This window comes from Streptomyces sp. NPDC020681 (assembly GCF_044334895.1).
Classification (GTDB): Bacteria; Actinomycetota; Actinomycetes; order Streptomycetales; family Streptomycetaceae; genus Streptomyces.
Genome location: NZ_JBIRTX010000013.1, coordinates 79,686 through 100,353 on the forward strand (window position 1 = coordinate 79,686; position 20,668 = coordinate 100,353).

The 20,668-nt window shown below is 69.7% G+C and carries 19 protein-coding genes and 3 pseudogenes; 11 read left to right on the forward strand and 11 right to left on the reverse strand.

The features are described 5' to 3' along the window. The first annotated feature begins 84 nt into the window (after positions 1-84). Entirely contained in the window at positions 85-1,317 is a 1,233-nt protein-coding gene (locus tag ACH4YL_RS27280; RefSeq protein WP_398510083.1) for an RNA-guided endonuclease InsQ/TnpB family protein, read from the forward strand. 12 nt (positions 1,318-1,329) lie between these two features. Here ACH4YL_RS27280 and ACH4YL_RS27285 read toward each other — a convergent pair whose 3' ends face one another. The 4 genes from ACH4YL_RS27285 to ACH4YL_RS27300 are packed head-to-tail and all read right to left on the reverse strand — an operon-like array spanning position 1,330 to position 4,047. Next, a complete protein-coding gene (locus ACH4YL_RS27285) occupies positions 1,330-2,142 on the reverse strand; it encodes a thiamine pyrophosphate-dependent enzyme (RefSeq protein WP_398510084.1) in 813 nt (270 codons plus the stop codon). Further along, complete coding sequence (locus tag ACH4YL_RS27290) at positions 2,139-3,248, reverse strand: hypothetical protein (protein WP_398510085.1); 1,110 nt, start codon at positions 3,246-3,248, stop codon at positions 2,139-2,141. The genes ACH4YL_RS27285 and ACH4YL_RS27290 overlap by 4 nt, the downstream gene beginning before the upstream one ends. Next, the gene (locus ACH4YL_RS27295) at positions 3,245-3,475 is read right to left on the reverse strand and encodes a 4Fe-4S dicluster domain-containing protein (RefSeq protein WP_398510086.1); all 231 of its coding nucleotides are present in this window, start codon (positions 3,473-3,475) and stop codon (positions 3,245-3,247) included. The genes ACH4YL_RS27290 and ACH4YL_RS27295 overlap by 4 nt, the downstream gene beginning before the upstream one ends. After that, on the reverse strand, positions 3,472-4,047 hold the full coding sequence (locus tag ACH4YL_RS27300) for a 2-oxoacid:acceptor oxidoreductase family protein (RefSeq protein WP_398510087.1): 576 nt from the start codon (positions 4,045-4,047) through the stop codon (positions 3,472-3,474). The genes ACH4YL_RS27295 and ACH4YL_RS27300 overlap by 4 nt, the downstream gene beginning before the upstream one ends. A 143-nt stretch (positions 4,048-4,190) precedes the next feature. Between ACH4YL_RS27300 and ACH4YL_RS27305 the strand changes: the two genes are divergently transcribed. Further along, a complete protein-coding gene (locus ACH4YL_RS27305; RefSeq protein ID WP_398510088.1) occupies positions 4,191-4,850 on the forward strand; it encodes a TetR/AcrR family transcriptional regulator in 660 nt (219 codons plus the stop codon). Between the two features lie 718 nt (positions 4,851-5,568). On the opposite strand, the gene ACH4YL_RS27310 is transcribed toward ACH4YL_RS27305, so the two are convergent. The 3 genes from ACH4YL_RS27310 to ACH4YL_RS27320 form a co-directional block, all read right to left on the reverse strand. Then, positions 5,569-5,790: a hypothetical protein gene (locus tag ACH4YL_RS27310; protein WP_398510237.1), complete on the reverse strand. Its 222-nt coding sequence runs from the start codon at positions 5,788-5,790 to the stop codon at positions 5,569-5,571. A 185-nt stretch (positions 5,791-5,975) separates the two neighbouring features. Continuing rightward, positions 5,976-7,223: a cation:proton antiporter gene (locus ACH4YL_RS27315; RefSeq protein WP_398510089.1), complete on the reverse strand. Its 1,248-nt coding sequence runs from the start codon at positions 7,221-7,223 to the stop codon at positions 5,976-5,978. 4 nt (positions 7,224-7,227) lie between these two features. Continuing rightward, positions 7,228-7,698, reverse strand: coding sequence for a cation:proton antiporter regulatory subunit (locus ACH4YL_RS27320; protein ID WP_398510090.1), 471 nt, complete (start codon positions 7,696-7,698; stop codon positions 7,228-7,230). A gap of 274 nt (positions 7,699-7,972) precedes the next feature. On the opposite strand from ACH4YL_RS27320, the pseudogene ACH4YL_RS27325 reads away from it, so the two are divergent. The 4 genes and pseudogenes from ACH4YL_RS27325 to ACH4YL_RS27340 form a co-directional block, all read left to right on the forward strand. Further along, positions 7,973-8,945: pseudogene (locus ACH4YL_RS27325) on the forward strand (histidine kinase). Then, entirely contained in the window at positions 8,942-9,565 is a 624-nt protein-coding gene (locus ACH4YL_RS27330) for a response regulator (protein WP_398510091.1), read from the forward strand. Before ACH4YL_RS27325 ends, ACH4YL_RS27330 begins: the two are co-directional and overlap by 4 nt. Positions 9,566-9,631: 66 nt before the next feature. Beyond that, entirely contained in the window at positions 9,632-9,895 is a 264-nt protein-coding gene (locus ACH4YL_RS27335) for a hypothetical protein (protein WP_398510092.1), read from the forward strand. 463 nt (positions 9,896-10,358) lie between these two features. After that, positions 10,359-10,484, forward strand: a pseudogene (locus tag ACH4YL_RS27340) (AAA family ATPase); the annotation flags it as partial. Between the two features lie 16 nt (positions 10,485-10,500). Here the strand turns inward: ACH4YL_RS27340 and ACH4YL_RS27345 are convergent. Beyond that, positions 10,501-11,193 carry a 2-phosphosulfolactate phosphatase gene (locus tag ACH4YL_RS27345; RefSeq protein ID WP_398510093.1) on the reverse strand — a complete coding sequence of 231 codons (693 nt, stop codon included), beginning with the start codon at positions 11,191-11,193 and terminating at the stop codon, positions 10,501-10,503. Positions 11,194-11,539: 346 nt separating this feature from the next. Between ACH4YL_RS27345 and ACH4YL_RS27350 the strand changes: the two are divergent. Continuing rightward, positions 11,540-12,298, forward strand: a pseudogene (locus ACH4YL_RS27350) (pentapeptide repeat-containing protein); the annotation flags it as partial. A gap of 243 nt (positions 12,299-12,541) precedes the next feature. Beyond that, positions 12,542-13,447, forward strand: coding sequence for a hypothetical protein (locus ACH4YL_RS27355; protein ID WP_398510238.1), 906 nt, complete (start codon positions 12,542-12,544; stop codon positions 13,445-13,447). Between the two features lie 577 nt (positions 13,448-14,024). Here the strand turns inward: ACH4YL_RS27355 and ACH4YL_RS27360 are convergent. Together ACH4YL_RS27360 and ACH4YL_RS27365 are read right to left on the reverse strand one after the other, a co-directional pair. Continuing rightward, a complete protein-coding gene (locus ACH4YL_RS27360) occupies positions 14,025-14,639 on the reverse strand; it encodes a dihydrofolate reductase family protein (protein ID WP_398510094.1) in 615 nt (204 codons plus the stop codon). A gap of 925 nt (positions 14,640-15,564) precedes the next feature. Next, a complete protein-coding gene (locus ACH4YL_RS27365; protein ID WP_398510095.1) occupies positions 15,565-17,169 on the reverse strand; it encodes an FAD-binding oxidoreductase in 1,605 nt (534 codons plus the stop codon). A 69-nt stretch (positions 17,170-17,238) separates the two neighbouring features. On the opposite strand from ACH4YL_RS27365, the gene ACH4YL_RS27370 reads away from it, so the two are divergent. After that, entirely contained in the window at positions 17,239-17,877 is a 639-nt protein-coding gene (locus ACH4YL_RS27370) for a TetR/AcrR family transcriptional regulator (protein WP_398510096.1), read from the forward strand. Positions 17,878-17,929: 52 nt separating this feature from the next. Next, the gene (locus tag ACH4YL_RS27375; RefSeq protein WP_398510097.1) at positions 17,930-18,268 is read left to right on the forward strand and encodes a hypothetical protein; all 339 of its coding nucleotides are present in this window, start codon (positions 17,930-17,932) and stop codon (positions 18,266-18,268) included. Between the two features lie 202 nt (positions 18,269-18,470). Here ACH4YL_RS27375 and ACH4YL_RS27380 read toward each other — a convergent pair whose 3' ends face one another. Further along, the gene (locus ACH4YL_RS27380) at positions 18,471-19,172 is read right to left on the reverse strand and encodes a FadR/GntR family transcriptional regulator (RefSeq protein WP_398510098.1); all 702 of its coding nucleotides are present in this window, start codon (positions 19,170-19,172) and stop codon (positions 18,471-18,473) included. Positions 19,173-19,401: 229 nt separating this feature from the next. Between ACH4YL_RS27380 and ACH4YL_RS27385 the strand changes: the two genes are divergently transcribed. Then, positions 19,402-20,643, forward strand: coding sequence for an aminotransferase class V-fold PLP-dependent enzyme (locus ACH4YL_RS27385; protein WP_398510099.1), 1,242 nt, complete (start codon positions 19,402-19,404; stop codon positions 20,641-20,643). Positions 20,644-20,668 lie beyond the last annotated feature (25 nt).

The following is a 20,668-nucleotide window of genomic DNA, read 5'->3' on the forward strand; positions in this document are numbered from 1 at the left end:
CGACGTCAGCCCGCCTCGGAGGTGGGGTTGCCCACCGAGATCAATAATTTTCAACTGTCGTACCTCCCCAGTAGGTTGATGTTCATGACGACGGCGCAGGAGACGGCAGGTGACGGGCACGCCCGCTACACCTACCGGCTGCGTGTGCCGTCCACGGCGGCCGCAGTTCTCGAAGCCGAGTGGGCGCGGTGCCGGTGGGTGTGGAACGAATGCGTGGCCCGGTCGAAGAAGGCGCACGCCGAGGATGAGAAGTGCGGCCCGGCCCGGCTGGACAAGATGCTCACCGAGGCCCGCGCCCGCATGGCGTGGCTGCGTGAGGGATCCTCGGTTGTGCAGCAGCAGCTCATACGGGATTTCGGCAAGTCCCGTGCCAAAGCGTTGAAGGACATCAAGGCCCGGTTGCCGCAGCAGCAGCGGGCGGGGATGCCCAAGTACAAGAAGTACAAGAAGAAGCACCAGGCCGATGCGAGCCTGAACTACACCCAGCGCGGATTCCGGCTGAAAGACGGCCGCCTGCACCTGGCCGGCGGCATCGCCCTGACGGTGGTGTGGTCGCGGGAACTGCCCAAACCGCCGTCCAGCGTGCGCGTCTACCGGGACAGCCTCGGCCACTGGTACGCCTCGTTCGTCGTTCCCACCACCACCGAGGCACTGCCGGTCACGGGCCGGGTGATTGGGATCGACTGGGGCGTCAAGGAGACCGCGACCACCACCAGCGACCACCACGACCTGCCACACGCCGAGTACAGCAAGAAGGCCGCCAAGCGGCTGGCGCACTACCAGCGCATGATGGCCCGCCGCCGCGCCCCGAAAGGCAAGGCCCAGTCCAAGGGCTACCGCCGGGCACAGCAGCAAGCGGCGAAGCTGCACAAGAAGGTGGCCCGGCAACGCCAGGACACCGCCCGCAAGTGGGCCAAGCGTGTCGTACGCGACCACGACGCTATGGCAGTTGAGGACTTCAAACCGCGCTTCCTGGCCAAGTCGACCATGGCTCGCAAGGCCGCCGACGCCGCGATCGGCGCAACCAAGCGGGCGTTGGTCGAGATGGGCCGCAAGCACGGCCGTGCCGTGCACCTCGTACACCCCGCGCACACCACCATGGACTGCGCACAGTGCGGAGCGAGAACCAAGCACGCACTACCTCTCTCAGAACGAACCTACGCATGCACCGCGTGCGGAGCCGTAGCCCCCAGGGACAAGAACTCCGCCCACGTGATGCTCGTCCGGGCTGGTCTCAACCCGGCTGGTGCTGATCGTGTAAGAGCTGACGGACCGCCGGTCCGCAGCCAACGTGAGCCAGGAATCCCCCGCCTTTAGACGGGGGAGGATTCAATTCGCCACGCCCTTCCCGCCTTTCAGGTCCTTGAGCACGCCCATGGAGTGCACCGCCGCATGGTGCTCGGCCAGGTAGCCGGGGGCCTGCGTCGTCTCCACGAACCAGCCGGTCGGGCACATCGTCAGGATCTCGACGAAGGTGAAGCCGGACTCCTGTGCCTGCAGTGCTCGCAGGACCATCCTCTTCGTACGGTGCACATTGACCGCGGTGTCGACCGCGCCGCGTGCGACGTACACGGCTCCGTCCAGCTGGGCGAACAGGTTCGCGAGCCGGATCGGATGCCCGTGCCGGGCGCTGTCGCGGCCTTCGAGGGTGTTCTTCGTGCGCTGGCCGAGCACGGTCGTGGCTGTCATATGGCCGCCGGTCTCGCCGAACACGCCGTTGTTGAGCATGAAGCAGGTGATCCGCTCGCCGCGGGCCGCCGCGTGCAGCACCTCCTGCAGGCCCTCGTTGGCCATGTCGCCGTCACCCTGCACGGTCAGTACGGCCAGTTCGGGCCGGCTCCGCTTCACTCCGGTGGCCACCGAAGGGGCCCGCCCGTGCAGTGCCTGGACGACCTCGATGTCGAGGTTGTTGGAGAACGCCGTGTAGCAGCCGATCCCGAACACCGCGACGCAGGAGGCCGTGCGGCCGAGTTCCGCGACGGCTTCCACGACGGCGCGCATCGCGACCGGCTCGCCGCAGCCCGGGCAGAGCTGATGAGCCCCGATGTCGACCAGGGCGGGCGTGAAGTCGTGGACGAGTTTCGCGCCGCAGGCCGGGGGCTCGTCCGTGGGGACGATGGGCAGGTTTTTCCGTCCGGTCATGGCGCCACCTCCACGATCCGCTCCCGCAGCACCCGCACGTCCAGATCCGGTGCGATACCGAAGCCGGAGGGGTCCATCGAGAGCCCGCCGATGAACTCGACCGGCAGCGCGCCGTTCACCGCGAGCCGCACGTCCTGCACCGCCTGCCCGGTGTTGTTCTCGTACACCGCGACCACGCGCGCGCCCCGGACGAGCCGTGCGATCTCGGCGTACGGGAAGGGGACCAGCGTCACGGGCCGCACGAATCCGATGCGCGCCCCCGCGGAGCGCAGCTCTCGGACGGCGGCGCGCAGGTACTTGGCCGGGGTGCCGTAGCCGATGACCACAAGCTCGGCGTCGTCGAGGAACATGGACTCCACCCGGGTTGGGATCGCGCGCAGCATCTCCTCGGTTCGTTCGGCGCAGGCGCGGTAGTGGACCGCGAGGTCGTAGCCGGCCTGGCCGCCCAGGCCGTCGCGCTGCTTGGCGGTGCCGAGCGGGGAGACCAGCTTCGCGCGGCCGGTGCCGCCGCTGCTGCCGTCCAGCGCCCACTCGGGGCGCGCAAGGACTCCGTGCGAGGCTCCTTCCGGCCCCTGTGGCGCTTGCGGAATCGCCACCGACTGGTGCGTGTGCGCGAGGTAGTAGTCGCCCATGACCATCACCGGAGTGCGCCATGCCTCGGCCCACTCGAAGGCGAGCGAGATATGCGCGACCGCCTCCGGGACGTCCAGCGGCGCGAGCACGGGAAGCCGGTAGTCGCCGTGGCCCCCACCGCGGGTGGTCTGGAAGTAGTCGCCCTGCCCGCGGGCCATGTTCAGCACGACCAGGGGCAGCCGCGCGAGCGTCATCTCGGCCAGCGACTCCTGCATGAGCGCGAGTCCTTGGCCGGTCGAGCCGGTGGCGGCGCGCGTGCCGGTCGCCGCGGCTCCCCAGCACATGCCGATCGCCTCAAGCTCGCTCTCCGCGTTCATGCAGACGCCGCCGGCCTCGGGCAGCAGCGCTGCCATCGACTCCAGGACCTCCGTGAACGGCGTCATCGGGTAGCCGGCGAAGAACCGGCAGCCCGCGGCGACCATGGCGGCCGCGATGGCTTCGGAGCCGGCCAGCAGCCGGGCGGGCCCGCTCACCGGCCGCCCGCCCGCTGGTCGTAGCGGTACACCTGGAAGACGAAGTCGGGGCAGATCGCCGTGCACGCCGTGCAGGCGATGCAGCCGGGCAGCAGCTGCGGATACCGGTGCCCCCGGCTGTTCACCTGATCGTCGGTCATCACCAGGACCGACGGCGGGCAGGCGTCGATGCACAGTTCGCATCCCTTGCATGCCTCGACGTCGATGACGAGCGTGCCGCGGCTCATGCGACCGCCTCCGGCCAAGCCGGCACGTACGCTTCGGCCGCGCGGCCGAAGCCGGTTCGCAGAGCCCGCTCGTTCACGGCCAGCAGGCGGCTGCGGTAGGACGGCAGAACATCGGGCAGCGTGGCCACCAGGTCGTCGATCCCGACGATGCCGGTGGAGCGGACGTACGCGCCGAGAGCGACCAGCGTCGCCGCGGCCACCGCCCCCAGCTCGCTCGCGACGCCCGTGGCCGGGACCTCCAGCACCCGGATCCCGCCCGGCCACGGGCGGGGAGCACAGAGCGTGCTGTTGACCACTGCAAGACCGCCGACCCTGACGCGCTCGGTGACCTTGTCGGCGTATGCCTCGTGCATGACCAGGCACGACCACGCACGGAAGACGGTCGGCGGGCTCTCGATCGCGCAATCGCCCGCGACCAGCGTGGCCTCGGTATTGCCGCCGCGCATCATCCCGCCGTAGCTGCCGAACATCGAGACAGCGAGTCCGGTGCTCGTCAGCGCCTGGGCGAGCAGCCTGGCGCCGAGCTGGATGCCCTGCCCGCCGATGCCGGTCATCAGCAGTTCACGCTCCACTCTGTCCTCCCTCCGCCCGAATCGGAGACTCAGCAATCTGAGGCACCGTCAGAACAACGTTCTCAGAATAGGAACGAGCGTTCCCAACCGCCAGACCCTGTGGCAGGATTTCTCGCACAGGACGGGCAAGGCCGGGAGGGCGGATGGCTGACGGGGCACCAAATCTGGTGGAGCGCGCGGTCGCCCGGCCGCTCGCCGGACGCTACGAGGTCTCGGCAGCCGAGGTACAACGGCTGATCGAGGCCACCTACACGGTGATCGAGAGGACCGGGTCGCTGGACCCCACGGTGCGCGACATCCTGCGCGAGTCGGGCCTGTCCAACCAGGTGTTCTACCGGCACTTCCGGTCCAAGGACGACCTCCTCATCGCGATGCTCGACCACGGCCGGCGCCGGATGGCGGACCATCTGCGCCACCGGATGTCCCCGGCCGCAGGTCCGCTCGACGCGGTCCGGGCCTGGATCGAGGGAGTGCTCGCCCAGGCCGCCGACCGGCGTGCGGCCGCCAGGACCCGACCCTTCCTGGCCCATGTCGACCGGCTCGCGGCACGCTTCCCCGACGAGCAGCGGGCCTCCGAGGAAGCAATGGTCCAACTGCTGGCCTCTGCACTCCGCGAGGCCGCCGCGAACGGCGTGCTCCCCGGCGCGGGCGAGGGCGCCGACCACGACCGCGATGCCCGTACCGTCTACCTGCTGACCATCGCGGTCCTCCACGAGCACCTGCGCACCGGCACCCGGCCGGACCCGGCGGAGACGGACCACCTGGTGCGGTTCGCGCTCGCCGGCCTCACCGGCAGCCGCTGACCGCTCACCTGGCCACGCCACCTTGGGCCCTGGCCGAAACCCCACAGGGACGCTCTCAGGCGGAAGGCCGCCAGGAAGACAGCCGACCGCGCGGTGCCCCGCTATCTTTTCGCGGTCCTGCACAGGGCCGCTGGCCTCCGGGCCCGGCATGACTGTTGCCCCCTGTCGATCGGATGACCTGGGGGGTGTCACCGGGAGGAGACCCGGCACCCGTACAGGAGTACTGCCAAATCGCTGCCGCCGTGCGTCAGGAGGGCCTCGGCCACTGCGTCCGGCAGCTGCCCCTTGCGCATCGTCAGCCCATGCCGACCAGCCGCGTGCGTGGCCAGGCGCGCCATGAAGTCCGCCGGGGCGGCTGCGTTCCGCCCCAGCCCGACAGCTGCGGCTGCGGCTGCGGCTGCGGCTGCTTGAGATGGACCATGCGCCCACGCCAGCCAGGCTGCGGCAGCGGCCTTCGCCCAGCCTGCCCTGACGTCACGTCAGCCGGTGCTGTCGCTGGGCTGAATAGCCGCTCAACCCGTCAGCTCTGAGCGGCAGTCGGCTGAAGCCCACGGGTGAGGATCCGGCCTGGAGGTCCGGCCTCTGTTGCCCAAGTCGGTGCGGGGTGGAAGCGGCTGGCCGGCATCGCCATCCGCTACGACAAGACCACTGAGTACTACCAATCAGCCGCCCCGGAGGACCCACCACCGCTCTACCGCCCCCGCACGACAGGACGCCCTCACCACCGCTGGTGCTGCTCCTGGTCACCACTCCAGAAGTGCGGGAAGCCGCGGAACAACGCCTGCGAGCCATCGGCCGACGCGGCAAGCTCGCACGCCGGCTCGGCGAGCACGGACAGCTCGAACCACACCCCCAGGCGACGAGCGCTGAGCGGTCGGCGCCTGCGACGGCGATCAGCGAAACGGCAGGCCACATACACGATGCTCACCGGCCACAGCACGACCAGAACGGGAGGGTCACCGCACTGGAGACGGATGCCGTGCCGTATCGGCCTGCCAGGCCGGCCTGCGCATCATGAGGCGGGGCAGGTTGCAGGCGAAGTCGATGGTGCCGCCGAGGAGACGGCCAAGGCGGCGAGCAGCTGCACGGGTTGCGTGCTGCTGCTCGCCGCTCTGGCGTCCTCGCTCACGCGCGGCCGGCCGGGTCCTGGTCCGGTACGGCGTGCGGATGTTGCGTCGCCGGGGAGGGCATCGCGGGCGGGCGTGGCCCGTCAGGGCTGCGGCGCTTGTTGATCCAGGCGGCCACGGGTTCGGTGTAGCGGGCGGTCAGGGGCCCGATCACGACCATGATGAGGACGTACGCGGTGGCCAGCGGCCCCAGTGCCGGTTCGATGCCGGCGGTGACGGCGAGACCGGCGATGACGATGGAGAACTCGCCGCGTGCGACCAGTGTGCCGCCTGCGCGCCAGCGTCCCTTGACGCCGACGCCGGCGCGTTTCGCGGCCCAGTAGCCGGTGGCGATCTTCGTGAGGGCTGTGACGACAGCCAGCGCGAGTGCGGGCAGCAGCACGGGCGGGATGCTGGCCGGGTCGGTGTGCAGGCCGAAGAAGACGAAGAACACCGCGGCGAACAGGTCCCGCAGTGGGCTCAGCAGCGTGTGGGTGCCCTCGGCAACCTCGCCGGACAGGGCGATACCGACCAGGAAGGCGCCGACGGCGGCGGAGACTTGGAGCTGCTGCGCGATGCCTGCCACCAGCAGGGTCAGGCCGAGGACTACGAGAAGGAGCTTCTCGGGGTCGTCGCTGGAGACGAAGCGGGAGATCAGCCGTCCGTAGCGGAGAGCGACGAACAGGACGGCGCCCGCGACGCCGAGTGCGATCGCCAGGGTGGCGCTGCCGGCCGCCAGGCTCACGCCGGCCAGCAGGGCGGTGATGATGGGCAGGTAGACGGCCATGGCGAGGTCTTCGAGGACCAGGATGCTGAGGATGACCGGGGTCTCGCGGTTGCCGAGCCGGCCCAGATCTCCCATGACCTTGGCGATGACGCCGGAGGAGGAAATCCAGGTCACTCCGGCGAGCACGACTGCGGCGACCGGACCCCAGCCCATCAGCAGGGCGGCCAGGGCGCCGGGCACGGCGTTCAGGGTGAAGTCGACCAGCCCGGCGGGGTACTGCGTCTTGAGGTTGGAGACGAGATCGCTGGCGGTGTACTCCAGTCCCAGCATCAGCAGCAGGAGGATGACGCCGATCTCGGCGCCGATCGCGACGAACTCCTCACTCGCTCCGAGGGGCAGCAGACCACCTTCGCCGAAGGCGAGGCCTGCGAGTAGATACAGCGGTATCGGTGAGAAGTGGAACCTGCCCGCGAGCCTGCCGAGCAGGCCGAGGCCGAGGATGATCGCACCGAACTCGATCAGGAAGACAGCGGAGTGCACCCTCTCACGCCCGTCCGAGTATGGAGGCGGCGGCGTCGACACCTTCGCGCGTGCCGATGACGATCAGCGTGTCGCCGCCGGCGAGGCGGAAGTCGGGCGTAGGTGAGGGAATTGCCTCGGCCCGGCGCAGTACGGCAACGATCGAGGCCCCGGTCTCGGTGCGCATCTTCATCTCGCCGAGGACGCGCCCGTTCCAGTACGAGTGGGCGGACAGTTCGATGCGTTCGGCAACCAGGCCCAGATCGGTGGTGTGGAGCACGTTCGGGCTGTGGTGAGCAGGCATCAGCGCGTCGATCAGCGACGCGGTCTCCGCACCCGTCAGGTGCAGCGACTGCGCGCAGGCATCGGGATCGTCGGCCCGGTAGACGTTCATCGTCCGGGTTCCGTCCCGGTGGGCGATCACCGACAGGTGCTGGCGTTCGCGGGTGCTGAGGTCGTACTGGACCCCGATGCCGGGCAGTGGTGTCGTACGCATCCTTGGAGCAGGCACAGCCCATCCCCCTCTGTTCATCTTTGCGATGGTGGTGCACAGCGCGGCGGGATCGGACAGGTGATCCGGCGCGGCAAAGGCTCATATTGCCAGGTGCGAACAGGACCGGGATATGGGTGTCGCCACGGATGGACAAGGGTGCCGCAACCCATCAGGCTGGGGCGGGGCAGTAGGCGCAACCGCAGGTCAGCGCCCAGATGACGTCGGGACGTATGGCGGCGACAGTGAAGCTGGGAGCCACCGAGAAAGGCGCGAGGCCATGTCGCTGTACTGGCGGATCTTCCTCCTCAACGCAGCCGTCCTTGTCGCGGCCGTCCTGCTGCTCCTCGGCCCCGTCACCGTCTCCACCCCTGTGCTGCTCGGCGAGGCCCTGGTCCTGATCGCCGGGCTGGCGGCGATGCTGATCGCCAACGCCGTCCTCCTGCGGATCGGCCTCGCCCCGCTACAGCGCCTGACCCGGGCCATGGCCACAGCAGACCTCCTCCACCCCGGCCACCGCACCACAGTCACCGGCACCGGCGAGATCGCCGAACTGACGAAGACGTTCAACGCAATGCTCGGCCGCCTCGCGGCCCGAACGGGCCGCCAGTTCGGGCCGCGTCCTGTCCGCACAGGAAGCCGAACGCCAGCGCATCGCCCAAGAACTCCACGACGAGGTCGGCCAAACCCTCACCGCCGTACTCCTCCAGCTCAAACACGCAGCCGACCACGCCCCCGTACCCGTACGCGAGGACCTCCACCAGGCCCAGGAGACCACCCGCGCCAGTCTGGACGAGATCCGCCGCATCGCCCGCCGCCTGCGCCCCGGAGTGCTGGAGGAACTCGGCCTGCACAGCGCCCTGCGCGCCCTGGCCGCCGAGTTCACCACCTCCCGCCTGAGCGTGACCACCCACATCACCCCCGGCTTTCCGCATCTGGACCCGACAACCGAACTCGTCATCTACCGCATCGCCCAGGAGGCGCTGACCAACACCGCCCGCCACTCCGCCGCCAGCGCGGTCGAACTCCATCTGCGCACGCTCCCCCGCGGTGGAGTGGGCCTTGCCGTCCGCGACAACGGCAAGGGACTCCGAGCGGCGCCTGAAGGAGCCGGCATCCGCGGCATGCGCGAACGCGCGCTGCTTATCGGCGCGGAGCTCCTTATCGGCGCCGGCCCGAGCGGCGGCACCCAAGTACGTCTGAACGTCACAGGCACCACCGCCGAAGACCACCCCGGGGAGAACGCCCGATGACCGCACCAGCCCGCCTCCTGCTCGCTGACGACCACGCACTGGTCCGCCGCGGTGTACGCCTCATTCTCGACACCGAACAGGACTTGACCGTGGTCGCCGAAGCAGCAGACGGCGCCGAGGCCGTCGCCCAGGCCCGCGACCAGGACATCGATCTGGCCATCCTCGACATCGCCATGCCCCGCCAGACCGGCCTGCAAGCCGCCCGCGAACTCGCCCGCCTCCGCCCCAACCTGCGCACGTTGATGCTGACGATGTACGACAACGAGCAGTACTTCTTCGAAGCGCTCAAAGCCGGCGCCTCCGGATACGTCCTGAAGTCCGTCGCCGACCGCGACCTCGTCGAAGCCTGCCGCGCCGCCCTACGTGACGAACCTTTCATCTACCCCGGCGCCGAGACCACCCTCATCCGCACCTACCTCGACCGCGCCCGCAGAGGCGACCCCCTGCCCGACCGCCCCATCACCGAACGCGAAGAGGAGATCCTCAAACTCGTCGCCGAGGGCCACACCTCCAAAGAGATAGGCGACCTCTTCTTCATCAGCGCCAAAACCGTCGAGCGCCACCGTGCGAACCTGCTCCAGAAACTCGGGCTCCGCGACCGCCTGGAACTCACCCGCTAGGCCATCCGTGTCGGCCTCATCGAACCGTGACCAGCCGCCCCCGCCCTGTCCCGGAGAAACCTGCACGTGCTGCCCTTCGCCATATTCGCCGCCGTCTTTCTTCTCGCCCTGCGATACACGATCAAGGCCGCCCGCCTGCCCGACATCCCGCCCTGGCGCAGGTTCTTGCCCCTGGCCCTTCTTCTGACCGCGACCGCAGCCAGCCTGCTGCGGGCCACAGACCTGACCGAACCGGCTGACCTGATCGCCTTCCCGTTCAACATCGCGGCCATCGCCCTGGCGGGGCGTGAGATCGCCGCCCACCGCGCACGCACAGCGGCAACAGGCTAAGACTGCGTCCTACATGGTCAGTTGGTAGTTGAGTGACTCATGGGAGTGAGCGGCGGGGATGGATCGTTCCGGAGACCCCGGACGCACGAAGGCGCCCACTCCCACCCGAAGGCGAGAGGGGCGCGGGTGCCCTTCGCCAGGCCTCCGGGGGCCGCCTCGGGGAGAATTGAGTGGCCGTTGACAAGAGGGCCACGCTCGGCAGCAAAGCGGTCCCCATGCATCGCAGGTGGTGACCGCTCCGTCGTCCAGAGCTACATCAGCGCGTGCGCCGGTGGCTTCGTACTGGCCGGCGCACCAGAGACCTGGTCCGCCACCAGAGCCGTTGAAGGCGGGGAGTCTCAGGGAGTAGCTGACCCCGAACCACCCGTTGTCCACACTCCGGCCCAACGGACGGCCCTCGCACGGATAGCGTTCTTCCGGGTCCCGGGCCATCGGTCCTCCTAAGGCATGTTGGTCCCGCAGCCCTCCCCGGCTCTGCGCGGCCATCGTCGACCGGCTCGCCTTCGGCGGCAACATCATCGACACCGGCACCGAGTCCTACCGACTCGCTCATACGAAAGCGCGAACCGACCAGACCTCCGCGAGCTGACCAAGGGCTGCGACTGCTACGAACCTGACGCCGACGGCAGATGAGGCCGCAACACCATCAGCGCGCCCTCCCGCGACGCCCTCATCACAAACGGGAACTCGTTCACCTCAAGGCACAACGCAACATCATCACGATGCACTCCGCGTCGGCGTCCCTCGGTGAGATCGGCAGCCGCCCGGGACTGACTGGCTCGGCTGACGAACTCGGCAGCGTCAACCGGCGCATCGTCGACGGCCCGCCGAGCCACATAGTGGGCACACGCCAAGTCTTCGTCGGCCTTCCCGCCCTCTCCAGTGATCACGAACGTCACCTCCTCGCAGCCTTGGTCACGCAAGAATAAAGCCGTGGCGTCCGCCACCACGAAGGCCGCGCACAGCACAAGCGGGGCATCCGCGACTGCCAGCGCACCCACCGTCCCCGAGGTGGTCTTCTGCACCACCGTCCGGCCCTCCAAGTCCATCTCCCGTACCAGGCCCGGCGAGTTGACAGCATCGAAACCCGCAGCCGGCGCACCATCCTTCAGGGCAATCCAGTCCGGATTCTCCCTCTTCAGCTCCAGCGCCACATCCAGGGATTCAGCGAGGACAATCCGCTCGACCCCTCGCGCAAAAGCCCAGGCCGCCACGGTGAAGGCCCTCATGACGTCGACGACCACAGCCACCGAGGGTGTCTCGATCACGTCGGGAATGCCAGCAAAACGAAAACGCATTCGATCATCATGCCGCACACTCCATCCCGAGCTCATCCGGGGTGTTGCTCAAACTGAGCGACACTCCCCCGCACCGAGATCAACAAGTGCTGCCCAAACCGACATACAAACGCTGCCCGAAGAGACCTACGAAGCCAGGCGCCGCGCAGAGCACGTCCGGTGTGCGGAGGGAGACCGCCTGCGCACCGACGACGGTAGGCGCTCCGGCCGTGGCGTTGCTGCGAGCTGCTCTCGCCCGGCCGGAGAAGCCGGGCGAGAGCGGGGTGGCCCCTCGTTCTCGGCACGGGGCCGACTTGCGCAAACTGCATGCGGCAACCGGGCATCGGGCTGGCGCGTCCCAGCGGACATGACGACTCCCGGCGCCCCGGCCCCCTCGTCGATCCCTCCGGCCTGGCCGCACTGCGGATACGGCGCGGACACAGCCAGCAATCCGGTCGGTTGCCGAGGCCGCCAGGTGGAGCCGCACGGCGCGTGCCTGGCTCACCTCACCGATACCGACAGGGCCACCTACCTCAACGGACTGGCACCCGGCAGCGACCTCGACCACCGGGAAACTCACTTCGCCGACGATCTGCTGGAACAGGTCCTGGAGAGGCTCCACGACCCCACTACCGGACGCCGCCACCTCGGCACTGCCTTGTTCGGCGGGGCGACATTCTCAGCCAACGCTTGGTTCGACAGCGCGGCGTTCTCCGCCAACGCCTTGTTCGGCGGGGCAACGTTCTGCGCCGACGCCTCGTTCGACGGGGCGACATTCTCAGCCGACACCTCGTTCGTCCGGACGGCGTTCTGCGCCGATGCCTCGTTCCGCGAGGCGACATTCTCAGCCGATACCTCGTATGGCGGGGCGACGTTCTCCGCCGAGGCATCTTTCGGCGGGGCGACATTCTCAGCCGACGCCTCGTTCGTCCGGGCGGCGTTCTCCCGCGACACCTGGTTCCGCGAGGCGACGTTCTGCGCCAACGCCTGGTTTCGCGAGGCAGCGTTCTCCGCCAACGTCTGGTTCGGCGGGGCCACGTTCTCCACAAACGCCAGCTTCAACGATGCCACGTTCTCCGCAAACGCCTCGTTCGGCGGGGCGACATTCTCCGCCAACGCCTGGTTCGGCGGGGCCACGTTCTCCACAAACGCCAGCTTCAACGACGCGAGGTTCGAGGCGGCTTCGCACCTGGGCCCCGTGGTGTGCAAGGGCATCCTGGGCTTTTCCCGGGCGCGATTCGGCAGCCCGGTGACCATAGAAGCAGCGGCGGCCCGTCTCGAATGCCGAGAGACCCGATGGGATTCCAAAGCCGCATTGAGGCTGCGCTACGCCGCGGTGGACCTGAGCGATGCAGTGCACGAGTACCCCATGAGCATCACCGCTCAGACCGCACTCTTCCAGAATGGGAGCCGAGGGAGCCTGGCGGAGGGCGAGCTGGGCAATGCAGACGCGGGCGTGAGCATGGCCTCGCTGCGGGGAGCGGACGCGGCGCACCTGACGCTCCACAACGTAGACCTCGCCTCCTGCCTCATGTCCGGCACCCTCCACCTCGACCAGCTCCGCCTGGAAGGTGAGTGTCCTCTTGCACCCGCGCCTTCCGGCCTGCGACGACGGGGACTGATTTTGGTGCGGTGGACGGCCCGACGGACGCTGGCCGAGGAACACCACTGGCGAGCCACGCAAGGGCGAGCCGGCTGGCAGGAGGCGCCGGAGGGCGTCGAGGTGGTCGGTCCGGCGGTACTGGCGCCGGTGTACCGGCAACTGCGCAAATCGCTTGAGGACGGCAAGAACGAGCCAGACGCCGCGGACTTCTACTACGGCGAGATGGACATGCGCCGCCACGACCGCAAGCGGCCACGCGCCGAGCGGGCCCTGCTCGCCCTGTACTGGGCCATGTCCGGGTACGGTCTGAGGTCCTCCCGCGCGCTGGGCTGGCTGCTGGGAGCAATGGCCGCCACCGTGCTGGTGATGATGCTGTGGGGCATACCCACCGACGACCCGAAGCCCGCCACCACCGGACGGCTGACCGGGCAGACGATCTCCCTGACCACCGACAAGCCCAACCCGGTCAACCCCACCGGCTCACTGCGCTCCCGGCTCACCTCCGAGCGGTGGGAGAAGTCCCTGCGGGTCGTGGTGAACTCGGTCGTCTTCCGCTCCTCCGGCCAAGAACTCACCACCACCGGCACTTACACCGAGATGGCCTCCCGCCTGACCGAACCCGTGCTGCTCGGCCTCACCGCCCTCGCCATCCGAGGCCGCGTCAAACGGTAGAAACCCGCGACCCGGCGGCGCCTCCCTTCGGTCGACCGGGGCCGGGTCGGGTTACGAGTCCACGAGGTGGGCCATCTCCCCCATCATCAGCGGCGCATCCGCCGGCCCCCTGCGGTAGGGGCCACGCCAGATCACGCGGTGTTCCTGCCGGCTGGAGTACCACTGCCGGACCTTGTGCATCCGCACTGGCCACCGGTGGTGGTAGACCCGCGTCTTCTCCTGCGCCGGCTCGCTGGGCCATCTGATTGCTGCTGGTCGCAACAGTTGGGACAATGCGCTGTACAGGTCGTTCAGTACCGCAAAAGCATGCAGCCCTGCTGGGACTGTGGTTGCGCCTGCGCTGGCGAGCACGCCGCGAGGGGGCCCAGCGACAACTCCTCGCCGGCGTCGCCGCGGTAAGGCGGCTGTGGGCAGCGAAAGTCATCGGGGCCGCCGCGCTGGGGGCAACGGTGGATCAGGGCATCCAGCCGAGCGGCAGGCCGTTCGGCAGCGCACGTCGGACGCCTGCCCGCTCGGCGCGCTCGGCCCGGCAGCGGTAGCGGGCTGGGCTGCCGAGCCGGGCCCTATCCGTGACGGGTCACTTCACGAAGCGGTACTTCAGGTGGGTGGCGAGGGGCGTGCCGACCACGCTGACCGGCTCGAGGTCCACCCGCCCGGCGCCCGGTCCCTCGAAGAGCCGCAGCCCCGCTCCGAGGAGCGCGGGCACCACGTGCAGCTGCAGCTCGTCGATGAGCCCCTCCCTGAGGTACTGCTGCACCGTGCTCGCCCCGCCCGCGATGTCGACGTTCCTGTCCCCGGCGGCGGCCTTCGCCTGATCGAGGGCGCTGTGGATACCGTCGGTGACAAAGGTGAAAGTGGTGCCGCCCTCCTTGACAAGGGACGGCCCAGGGCGGTGAGTGAGCACGAACACCGGGACCCGGAACGGCGGGTTGTCGCCCCAGAACTCCTCGCCCGTGTCGTACATCATCCGGCCCATGACCACCGCCCCGGTGGAATCGAACCACTCGCGCATCAGCTCGGAGTCGCGGTTCTCCTCCCCGCCGGTCATGTCCTGGCGCTCCCGCCAGCTCGCCAGGTTGTGGATCCACTCGAAAAGCGGCTCGGCGCCGTCGCCTCCCGGGTTGTCGACAGCCACATTGGTGCCGGCGATGTAGCCGTCGAGGGAGATGGCGAAATCCGCGGTTACGGTCATGATTGGGATGCTCCTGAAGTCCTGGGATGTCCTGCCTTCACTCTCACGTCGATCGAGAGTCGGCACATTCGACATGCCCAGCGACACCCGGCAGTCCCCGCCCGCCCGGCTTCGACCACGAGATCTGCAAGCGCCGACACAGGACCGAGCGCCGGATCGGCCTGCCGAATCAGGCCCGCGGGCTCTCGCCACCAGGCAAACAGCTCGCCGTCCGCCACGAAGCCACCGCCCAGCTCACCCTCATAGAGCACAACAGCCCCCAGGCGCCGGAGAGGACATCGGCAGAGCGATTCTCACCGACCTGCCGCAGACGACACGCTCACGACAGACCGCCGAGAACCCGACACATCCAGAGCAGCCCCACAGGAGAGGTCCAAGCCTGCCCCGCGCCGCCGCGGCCAATCCGAGGCTTCGGCCAGACTGACTCCCCCGCAGCCTTCACCGTACGGAACCCGACTCCGGGCTCACGCACCAAAGCCCGACATCCCCAGCCCGGACTCTCACAGAGGGCGCGAACGGGCGTGGGATCAAGCGGCCCGAGGCAGAGGCCCGAGATGCTTCCACGGTTTCGTGTAGACGGCGCCGCATCCGGTACAGCGGGCGAGGCAGAGCGCCGAGGCGGGGGTGTGCGCGGGCGCTGGCACGGCCGGGTAGGTGCGTTGCTCGATGACCCCGGTCAGCACAGGCCACGGGACGGGCAGCTACAGCCCCCTCCGGTGCGGTCCTCGCCGTCGGTCACAGGCGCTTTGCATCCCCTCGGGCCGGGAGCGGCAGCTCCGGCCGATCCGGTCGGCCACAGCGTCGACTTCGCGGCCGGTGTGGGCAGTTCGCACACCGGAGGCAGTCGGGCCGCTCGCCTCGGCGAGCGGCCGAGCTTGCAGGGACGCTCACCGTGGACGTGCTGTCTGAGGCGGGATCGTCGGCGTCAGTCGATCAGGACGCCTGGGTTGAGGATGCGATGGGGGTCCAGGGCGTCCTTGGCAGCGCGCAGCGCCAGCGCGAAGGGCTCCGGGCGCTGGAGGTCGTAGCCGGGGCGGTGGTCGCGGCCGACGGCATGGTGGTGGGTGATGGTTGCGCGGTAGCGGTGCAGGACGTCGCTCGCGGCGGCTTTGATGTCGTCCCAGACCTCAACCTCGTCGCCGGGCCGGCCGGCGACGGCCACGGTGAAGTAGGGGGCGGCGCCGTCGGGGTAGACGTGGGTCAGGCGGCAGTTGATGGTGGCCGGGTGTCCGGTGGCCTTCAAGGCGGCGGCGCCGACCTGGGTGCGGACGGCGTCGATCAGGGCGGGAATCTTGTCCCAGGTGGCGGCGGTCTCGAAGGTCTCGATGACGGCGCCCATACGGGCCAGGCCGTCGCGCAAGTAGGGCATGCGCAAAAACGCCGAGCGCCAGGCGCTCACCGCCGCGTCGGCCGGGGCGTCGCGGTCCGCCGTCGGCGGCCCGCCGCGGCCGCCGTGGGCGCGGGCCAGGTCCAGGGCGCTCGCGAGGCGGTCGTCGACGCGGGTGGTGGCGGATTCGAAGCCCAGGACCAGGACGGCGGAACCATCGTGCGAGGCTCCCGACAGCAGTGCCTCGCCGGGATCAAGCAGGCGGCAGTTGGCCGGCGCGAGGTCGGACTGGGCGATGGCGCGCACCGCGTCCAGCGCCTGGTGGAAGTCGGCGAAGGCCACCGACGCCGAGGCCTTGTATCGCGGGCGTTCCTGCAGGCGCATCCACGCCTCGGTGATGACGCCGAGCGCGCCCTCAGAGCCGAGGAACAGGCGGTCGGGTGACGGTCCGGCACCGGATGCGGGCAGGCGCCAGGACGTGCAGGGTCCGGCGGGCGTGACTACCTGCAGGGACTGCACGAAGTCGTCGATGTGGGTGCGGCCGGTGGCGTAGTGGCCCCCGGCACGGGTGGCCAGCCAGCCGCCGAGGGTGGAGAACTCGAAGCTCTGCGGAAAGTGGCGCAGGGTCAGGCCATGGGGCCGCAACTGCTCTTCCAGCACAGGACCGAGCGCGCCGGCCTGGATGCGGGCCGAGCGGCTGACGGTGTCGATCTCAAGGACCCGGTCCATCGAGGTCAGGTCGAGCGACAGCACGGCGCGGTGGGCGTCTCCGCGGTACTCCACGCCGCCGACCACCGAGGAGCCGCCGCCGAAGGGGATGACGGCCACACCGTGCCCGCCGGCCCAGTCCAGCAGGTCGGCCACCTCCTGGTCGTCGGTCGGCCGGGCGACCAGGTCGGGGATCCGTCCGGGCCGGCCGCGCAGCGCCCGGATGACGTCGCGGTAGGCCTTGCCCATGGCGTGAGCGGCGCGCGCTTCCGGATCGGCGGTGACCAGGTGCGCCAGTGTGGGCGGAGGTGTCGCGCCGGGGCGGGCGATGGGCAGGTCGGCGACCCGGGGTACCGGCAGCGGGCGGGCCAGGGTTCCCGGCAGCAGCGCGCCCATGGCTGCGCATTCGGTGTCGTCGGGGTGGGCGTCGGCGTAGCCCCAGCCCCACCAAGAGCGGGTGCGGGAGGTGCCGGGGTCGGACGGGGCGGCAGGCATGAGTGTGCTCCCAGCGGGGTCCAGGTAATTTACCCAACGGAAAATTACCTTAAGGTAATATCCGGTTCCATGACAACGCTCCCCTCCAGGGCCGGCACCAAGGGCGTGCCCAGGGCCGCGCGCGAACGACAGGTCCTGGCCGCGGCCACCGAGGAGTTCGGCCGCCACGGCTACGAGGCCACCACCGTGGCCGCCATCGCCGCCCGCGTAGGCGTCACCAAGCCACTGCTGCACCACTACTTCGGTAGCAAGCAAGACCTCTATCTCGCCTGCCTCAACCCGGTCGGCGACCGGCTGCTGGCCGCCATCCGCGCCGCGATGGCCGAACACGCCTCCCCCGCGCCGCCCACCTCCCTGCGCGTGCTGCACGCCCTGTTCACCGCCCTGGACGGGCAGCGCGAAGCGTGGTTCGTCCTCTACGACGCCACGCTGCCGCCCGACAGCGACGCCGCCAGGCGCGCGGCGTACTACCGCGGCGCCATCGACGACATCGCCGCGACCGGCACCGCCGACCTCCTGCACACGGCCGGATCCAACGACCCCCTCGACGCCGACGCCCTCAAATACGCCTGGCGCGGCCTGTGCACCGCCCTGGTCCGCTGGTGGGTCAACCACCCCGACCAGTCACCCGAAGCCATGACGCAACGCTGCACGCGGCTCTTCGCAGCCAGCCGCACCATCCTCGCCACCGGCCACGACAACACATGAACCAGACCCACACCCCTGGAACGACGCGAAGATCGCCGCGCTCAACCCCGGCGTGACGCTTCCCTCCACCGAGGTGAAACCGTTCCACCTGTCGAACGCGTCGTTCACGAACCTGACAGTCAGTCGGCACCTGGCCCAGGCCGCGGGCTACGACTGGCCGGACGCGCCCTCCGCTTCCGTGCCCACCAAGGCGGGCACGGGAGTTGAAAGCGCCACGGAGATCGGCACAAGCGTGGCGTCCGGTAACGGAACGATCGCCTTCGTGGCGATGCACCATGCCAAACCCATGTCGGCAAAGCCCGCGAAACTCGACACCAGAGCCCGCGGAACCCATCGCTCCCAGCCCCGAATCAGCGGCAAAGACCGTGGCAGCGGGCCACGCGGCGGGTAAGACGAACGATCTCGTGGTGGAGCGGGACCTCGCGACCAGCGGCGACGGCGCCTACCCCATGGTGGAGGTCGGTTACGCGCTCGTCTGCGCCAAGGGCAACAAGCCGCAGCAACTGCCTGTGCTGCGCTCCTTCCTCGACTACGTCATCGGCGAGGAGGCGCAGCAGACAGCCGTCGACCTCGCCTTCGGTCCCGGCGCGCCCTCAGCCCGCGTCCGGGTCCTCCTCCACCGGCGGCATGAACGCCCGCAGCCACCGCTCCGTCTGGGCGACGTGCGCCTGGGCGGCGCCCGCGGCGGCCGTCGGGTCGTGGTCGGCGATGGCCGTGGCCAGGACCCGGTGGTCCTCGTCGCTCTTGCGGCGCAGTTCCGGCCCCTCGGGGAGGGTGAAGACCTGGTACTTGCGCGAGCGGGCGCGGAAAACCGACAGCAGGGACGCGAGCGTCGGGTTGCCGCCGATCCGGGCGATCTCCGCGTGGAAGCGGTGGTCGAGCTCAGAGGCCTCGGCGGGGTCGTCGGTGGCCTCCATCGTCTCGATGAGCGCGAAGAGGGCGCCAACCGTCTCGGGCGTGGACCGCGCCGCGGCCTGGGCGGCGACATGGGCCTCCAGGACACGCCGGATCTCGTAGACCTCCAAGAGCCCGGTCAGCGGCAGCAGTTCGAGGGTCAGGGACAGGCTGCCGATAACGTCCTCGGGCCTGAGCTGGGAGACGTAGGTGCCGGAGCCGTGCCGGGCTTCGATCACGCCCAGCGCGGCAAGCATCCGCACGGCTTCACGCAACGAGCCTCGTGAAACGCCCAGTTCCTCGCAGAGCTCGCCCTCGGGCGGGATGCGCTCACCCGCGCCGAGGCGCCCGGTGCCGATCATGTGCCGTAGGCCGTGAAACGCCCTGTCTACTGCGGACATCGGTCTCCTCCCCTGACGGGCCGGCGCCGTGGCCGTGACCCCGGTGCACTGTACCGAGGGCAAGACATCAAATGACTTCCGCGCATCCAACAGATTCATCTGATGACTTTTCTTGCCATGCCTCTTGATGGCCTGAAACTGCCGTGCCAGGATGCCGAGTCATCATACGTCTCTGAGGGGCGTGTCTGATGTCCCAGGCGCGTCCAGGTCCGGCAAAGAGTGGGGTCAAGTGAGCGAGACCGAGGTGACCACCGCGCCCAGCCCTCTTGTGCTGGCCGACGGCCGACCTGCGGCCCTGGCGTGGTCGCTGGACCCCGCGCTGCGGCATCTGAACCATGGTTCGTTCGGAGCGGTGCCGCTGGTGGCGCAGGAGCGGCAGAACCGGTTGCGTGCGGAGATGGAACGCTCGCCCGTGGTGTGGTTCCCGGCGCTCCCGCAGCGGCTCGCCGCCACCCGCGTCGACCTCGCGGCCTTCCTCGGCACCGCCCCCGACAGCCTCGCCCTGGTGCCGAACGCGAGCGCCGGCGTGAGCGTCGTCTACGCCTCGCTGATGCGCCGCCGCGGCGGGGAGATCGTCGTCACCGACCACGGGTACGGAGCCGTCACCATGGGAGCGGAACGGCTCGCGCGGCTCTGGGGCGGCCGGGTCCGTACCGCCCGGGTGCCACTGAACGCTGACGAGCGGCAGGCGTACGAGGCCGTTGCGGCCGAGCTGAGCGAGGAAACCGACCTGGTCGTGGTGGACCAGATCACCTCGGCGACTGCGCGCCGGATGCCGGTGGAACTGATCGGCGCGGAGGCACACAGGCGCGGCATCCCGTTCCTCGTGGACGCCGCGCACGCACCCGGTCTGATCGCCGCCCCGCTCACCGGCGTCCCGGCCGACTTCTGGGTCGGCAACCTCCACAAGTGGGGCTGCGCCCCCCGCGGCACCGCGGCGCTGGTCGCCCAGGGACCCCTGAGTGAGTCTCTCTACCCGCTGATCGACTCCTGGGGCGCGGCCGACCCCTATCCCGACCGCTTCGACCAGCAGGGCACGGTGGACGCCACGGCGTATCTCGCGGCGCACACAGCACTCGACTTCGTCGAGCAGTCCTGGGGCTGGGACACAGCACGCCGTTACATGCACGACCTGGCGTCCTACGCCGAGCAGATCCTCACCGCCGCGTTCGCCGAGGTGACCGGCTCGGACGAGCCCGTCGACGTCGGTATGCCCGTGCCGGGCATGCGGCTGGTGCGGCTGCCCGCCGGGCTGGGCGCGAGCCGCGTCGAAGCCGACGCGCTGCGCGACCGTGTCGCCGAAGAACTGGGCGTGGAGGCGGCCTTCACCAGCTTCGACGGCACCGGCTACATGCGCCTGTCCGCCCACGTCTACAACACCGCCGCCGACTACGAGTACTTCGCCGAGGCCTGTGTGCCCGTCCTCGGCGAGTGGGCGCGCACAGCCCGCGAAACACATGCCGCGCCGTAGCGGCACCCCGATGCCCCTTTCCCCC

Coding starts and splice junctions, on each gene's coding strand:
- ACH4YL_RS27320 (WP_398510090.1), bottom strand. CDS start 7,698: ATGCGTACGACACCACTGCCCGGCATCGGGGTCCAGTACGACCTCAGC.
- ACH4YL_RS27280 (WP_398510083.1), top strand. CDS start 85: ATGACGACGGCGCAGGAGACGGCAGGTGACGGGCACGCCCGCTACACC.
- ACH4YL_RS27360 (WP_398510094.1), bottom strand. CDS start 14,639: ATGACCGTAACCGCGGATTTCGCCATCTCCCTCGACGGCTACATCGCC.
- ACH4YL_RS27285 (WP_398510084.1), bottom strand. CDS start 2,142: ATGACCGGACGGAAAAACCTGCCCATCGTCCCCACGGACGAGCCCCCG.
- ACH4YL_RS27305 (WP_398510088.1), top strand. CDS start 4,191: ATGGCTGACGGGGCACCAAATCTGGTGGAGCGCGCGGTCGCCCGGCCG.
- ACH4YL_RS27345 (WP_398510093.1), bottom strand. CDS start 11,193: ATGCGTTTTCGTTTTGCTGGCATTCCCGACGTGATCGAGACACCCTCG.
- ACH4YL_RS27355 (WP_398510238.1), top strand. CDS start 12,542: ATGAGCATCACCGCTCAGACCGCACTCTTCCAGAATGGGAGCCGAGGG.
- ACH4YL_RS27330 (WP_398510091.1), top strand. CDS start 8,942: ATGACCGCACCAGCCCGCCTCCTGCTCGCTGACGACCACGCACTGGTC.
- ACH4YL_RS27370 (WP_398510096.1), top strand. CDS start 17,239: ATGACAACGCTCCCCTCCAGGGCCGGCACCAAGGGCGTGCCCAGGGCC.
- ACH4YL_RS27365 (WP_398510095.1), bottom strand. CDS start 17,169: ATGCCTGCCGCCCCGTCCGACCCCGGCACCTCCCGCACCCGCTCTTGG.
- ACH4YL_RS27380 (WP_398510098.1), bottom strand. CDS start 19,172: ATGTCCGCAGTAGACAGGGCGTTTCACGGCCTACGGCACATGATCGGC.
- ACH4YL_RS27295 (WP_398510086.1), bottom strand. CDS start 3,475: ATGAGCCGCGGCACGCTCGTCATCGACGTCGAGGCATGCAAGGGATGC.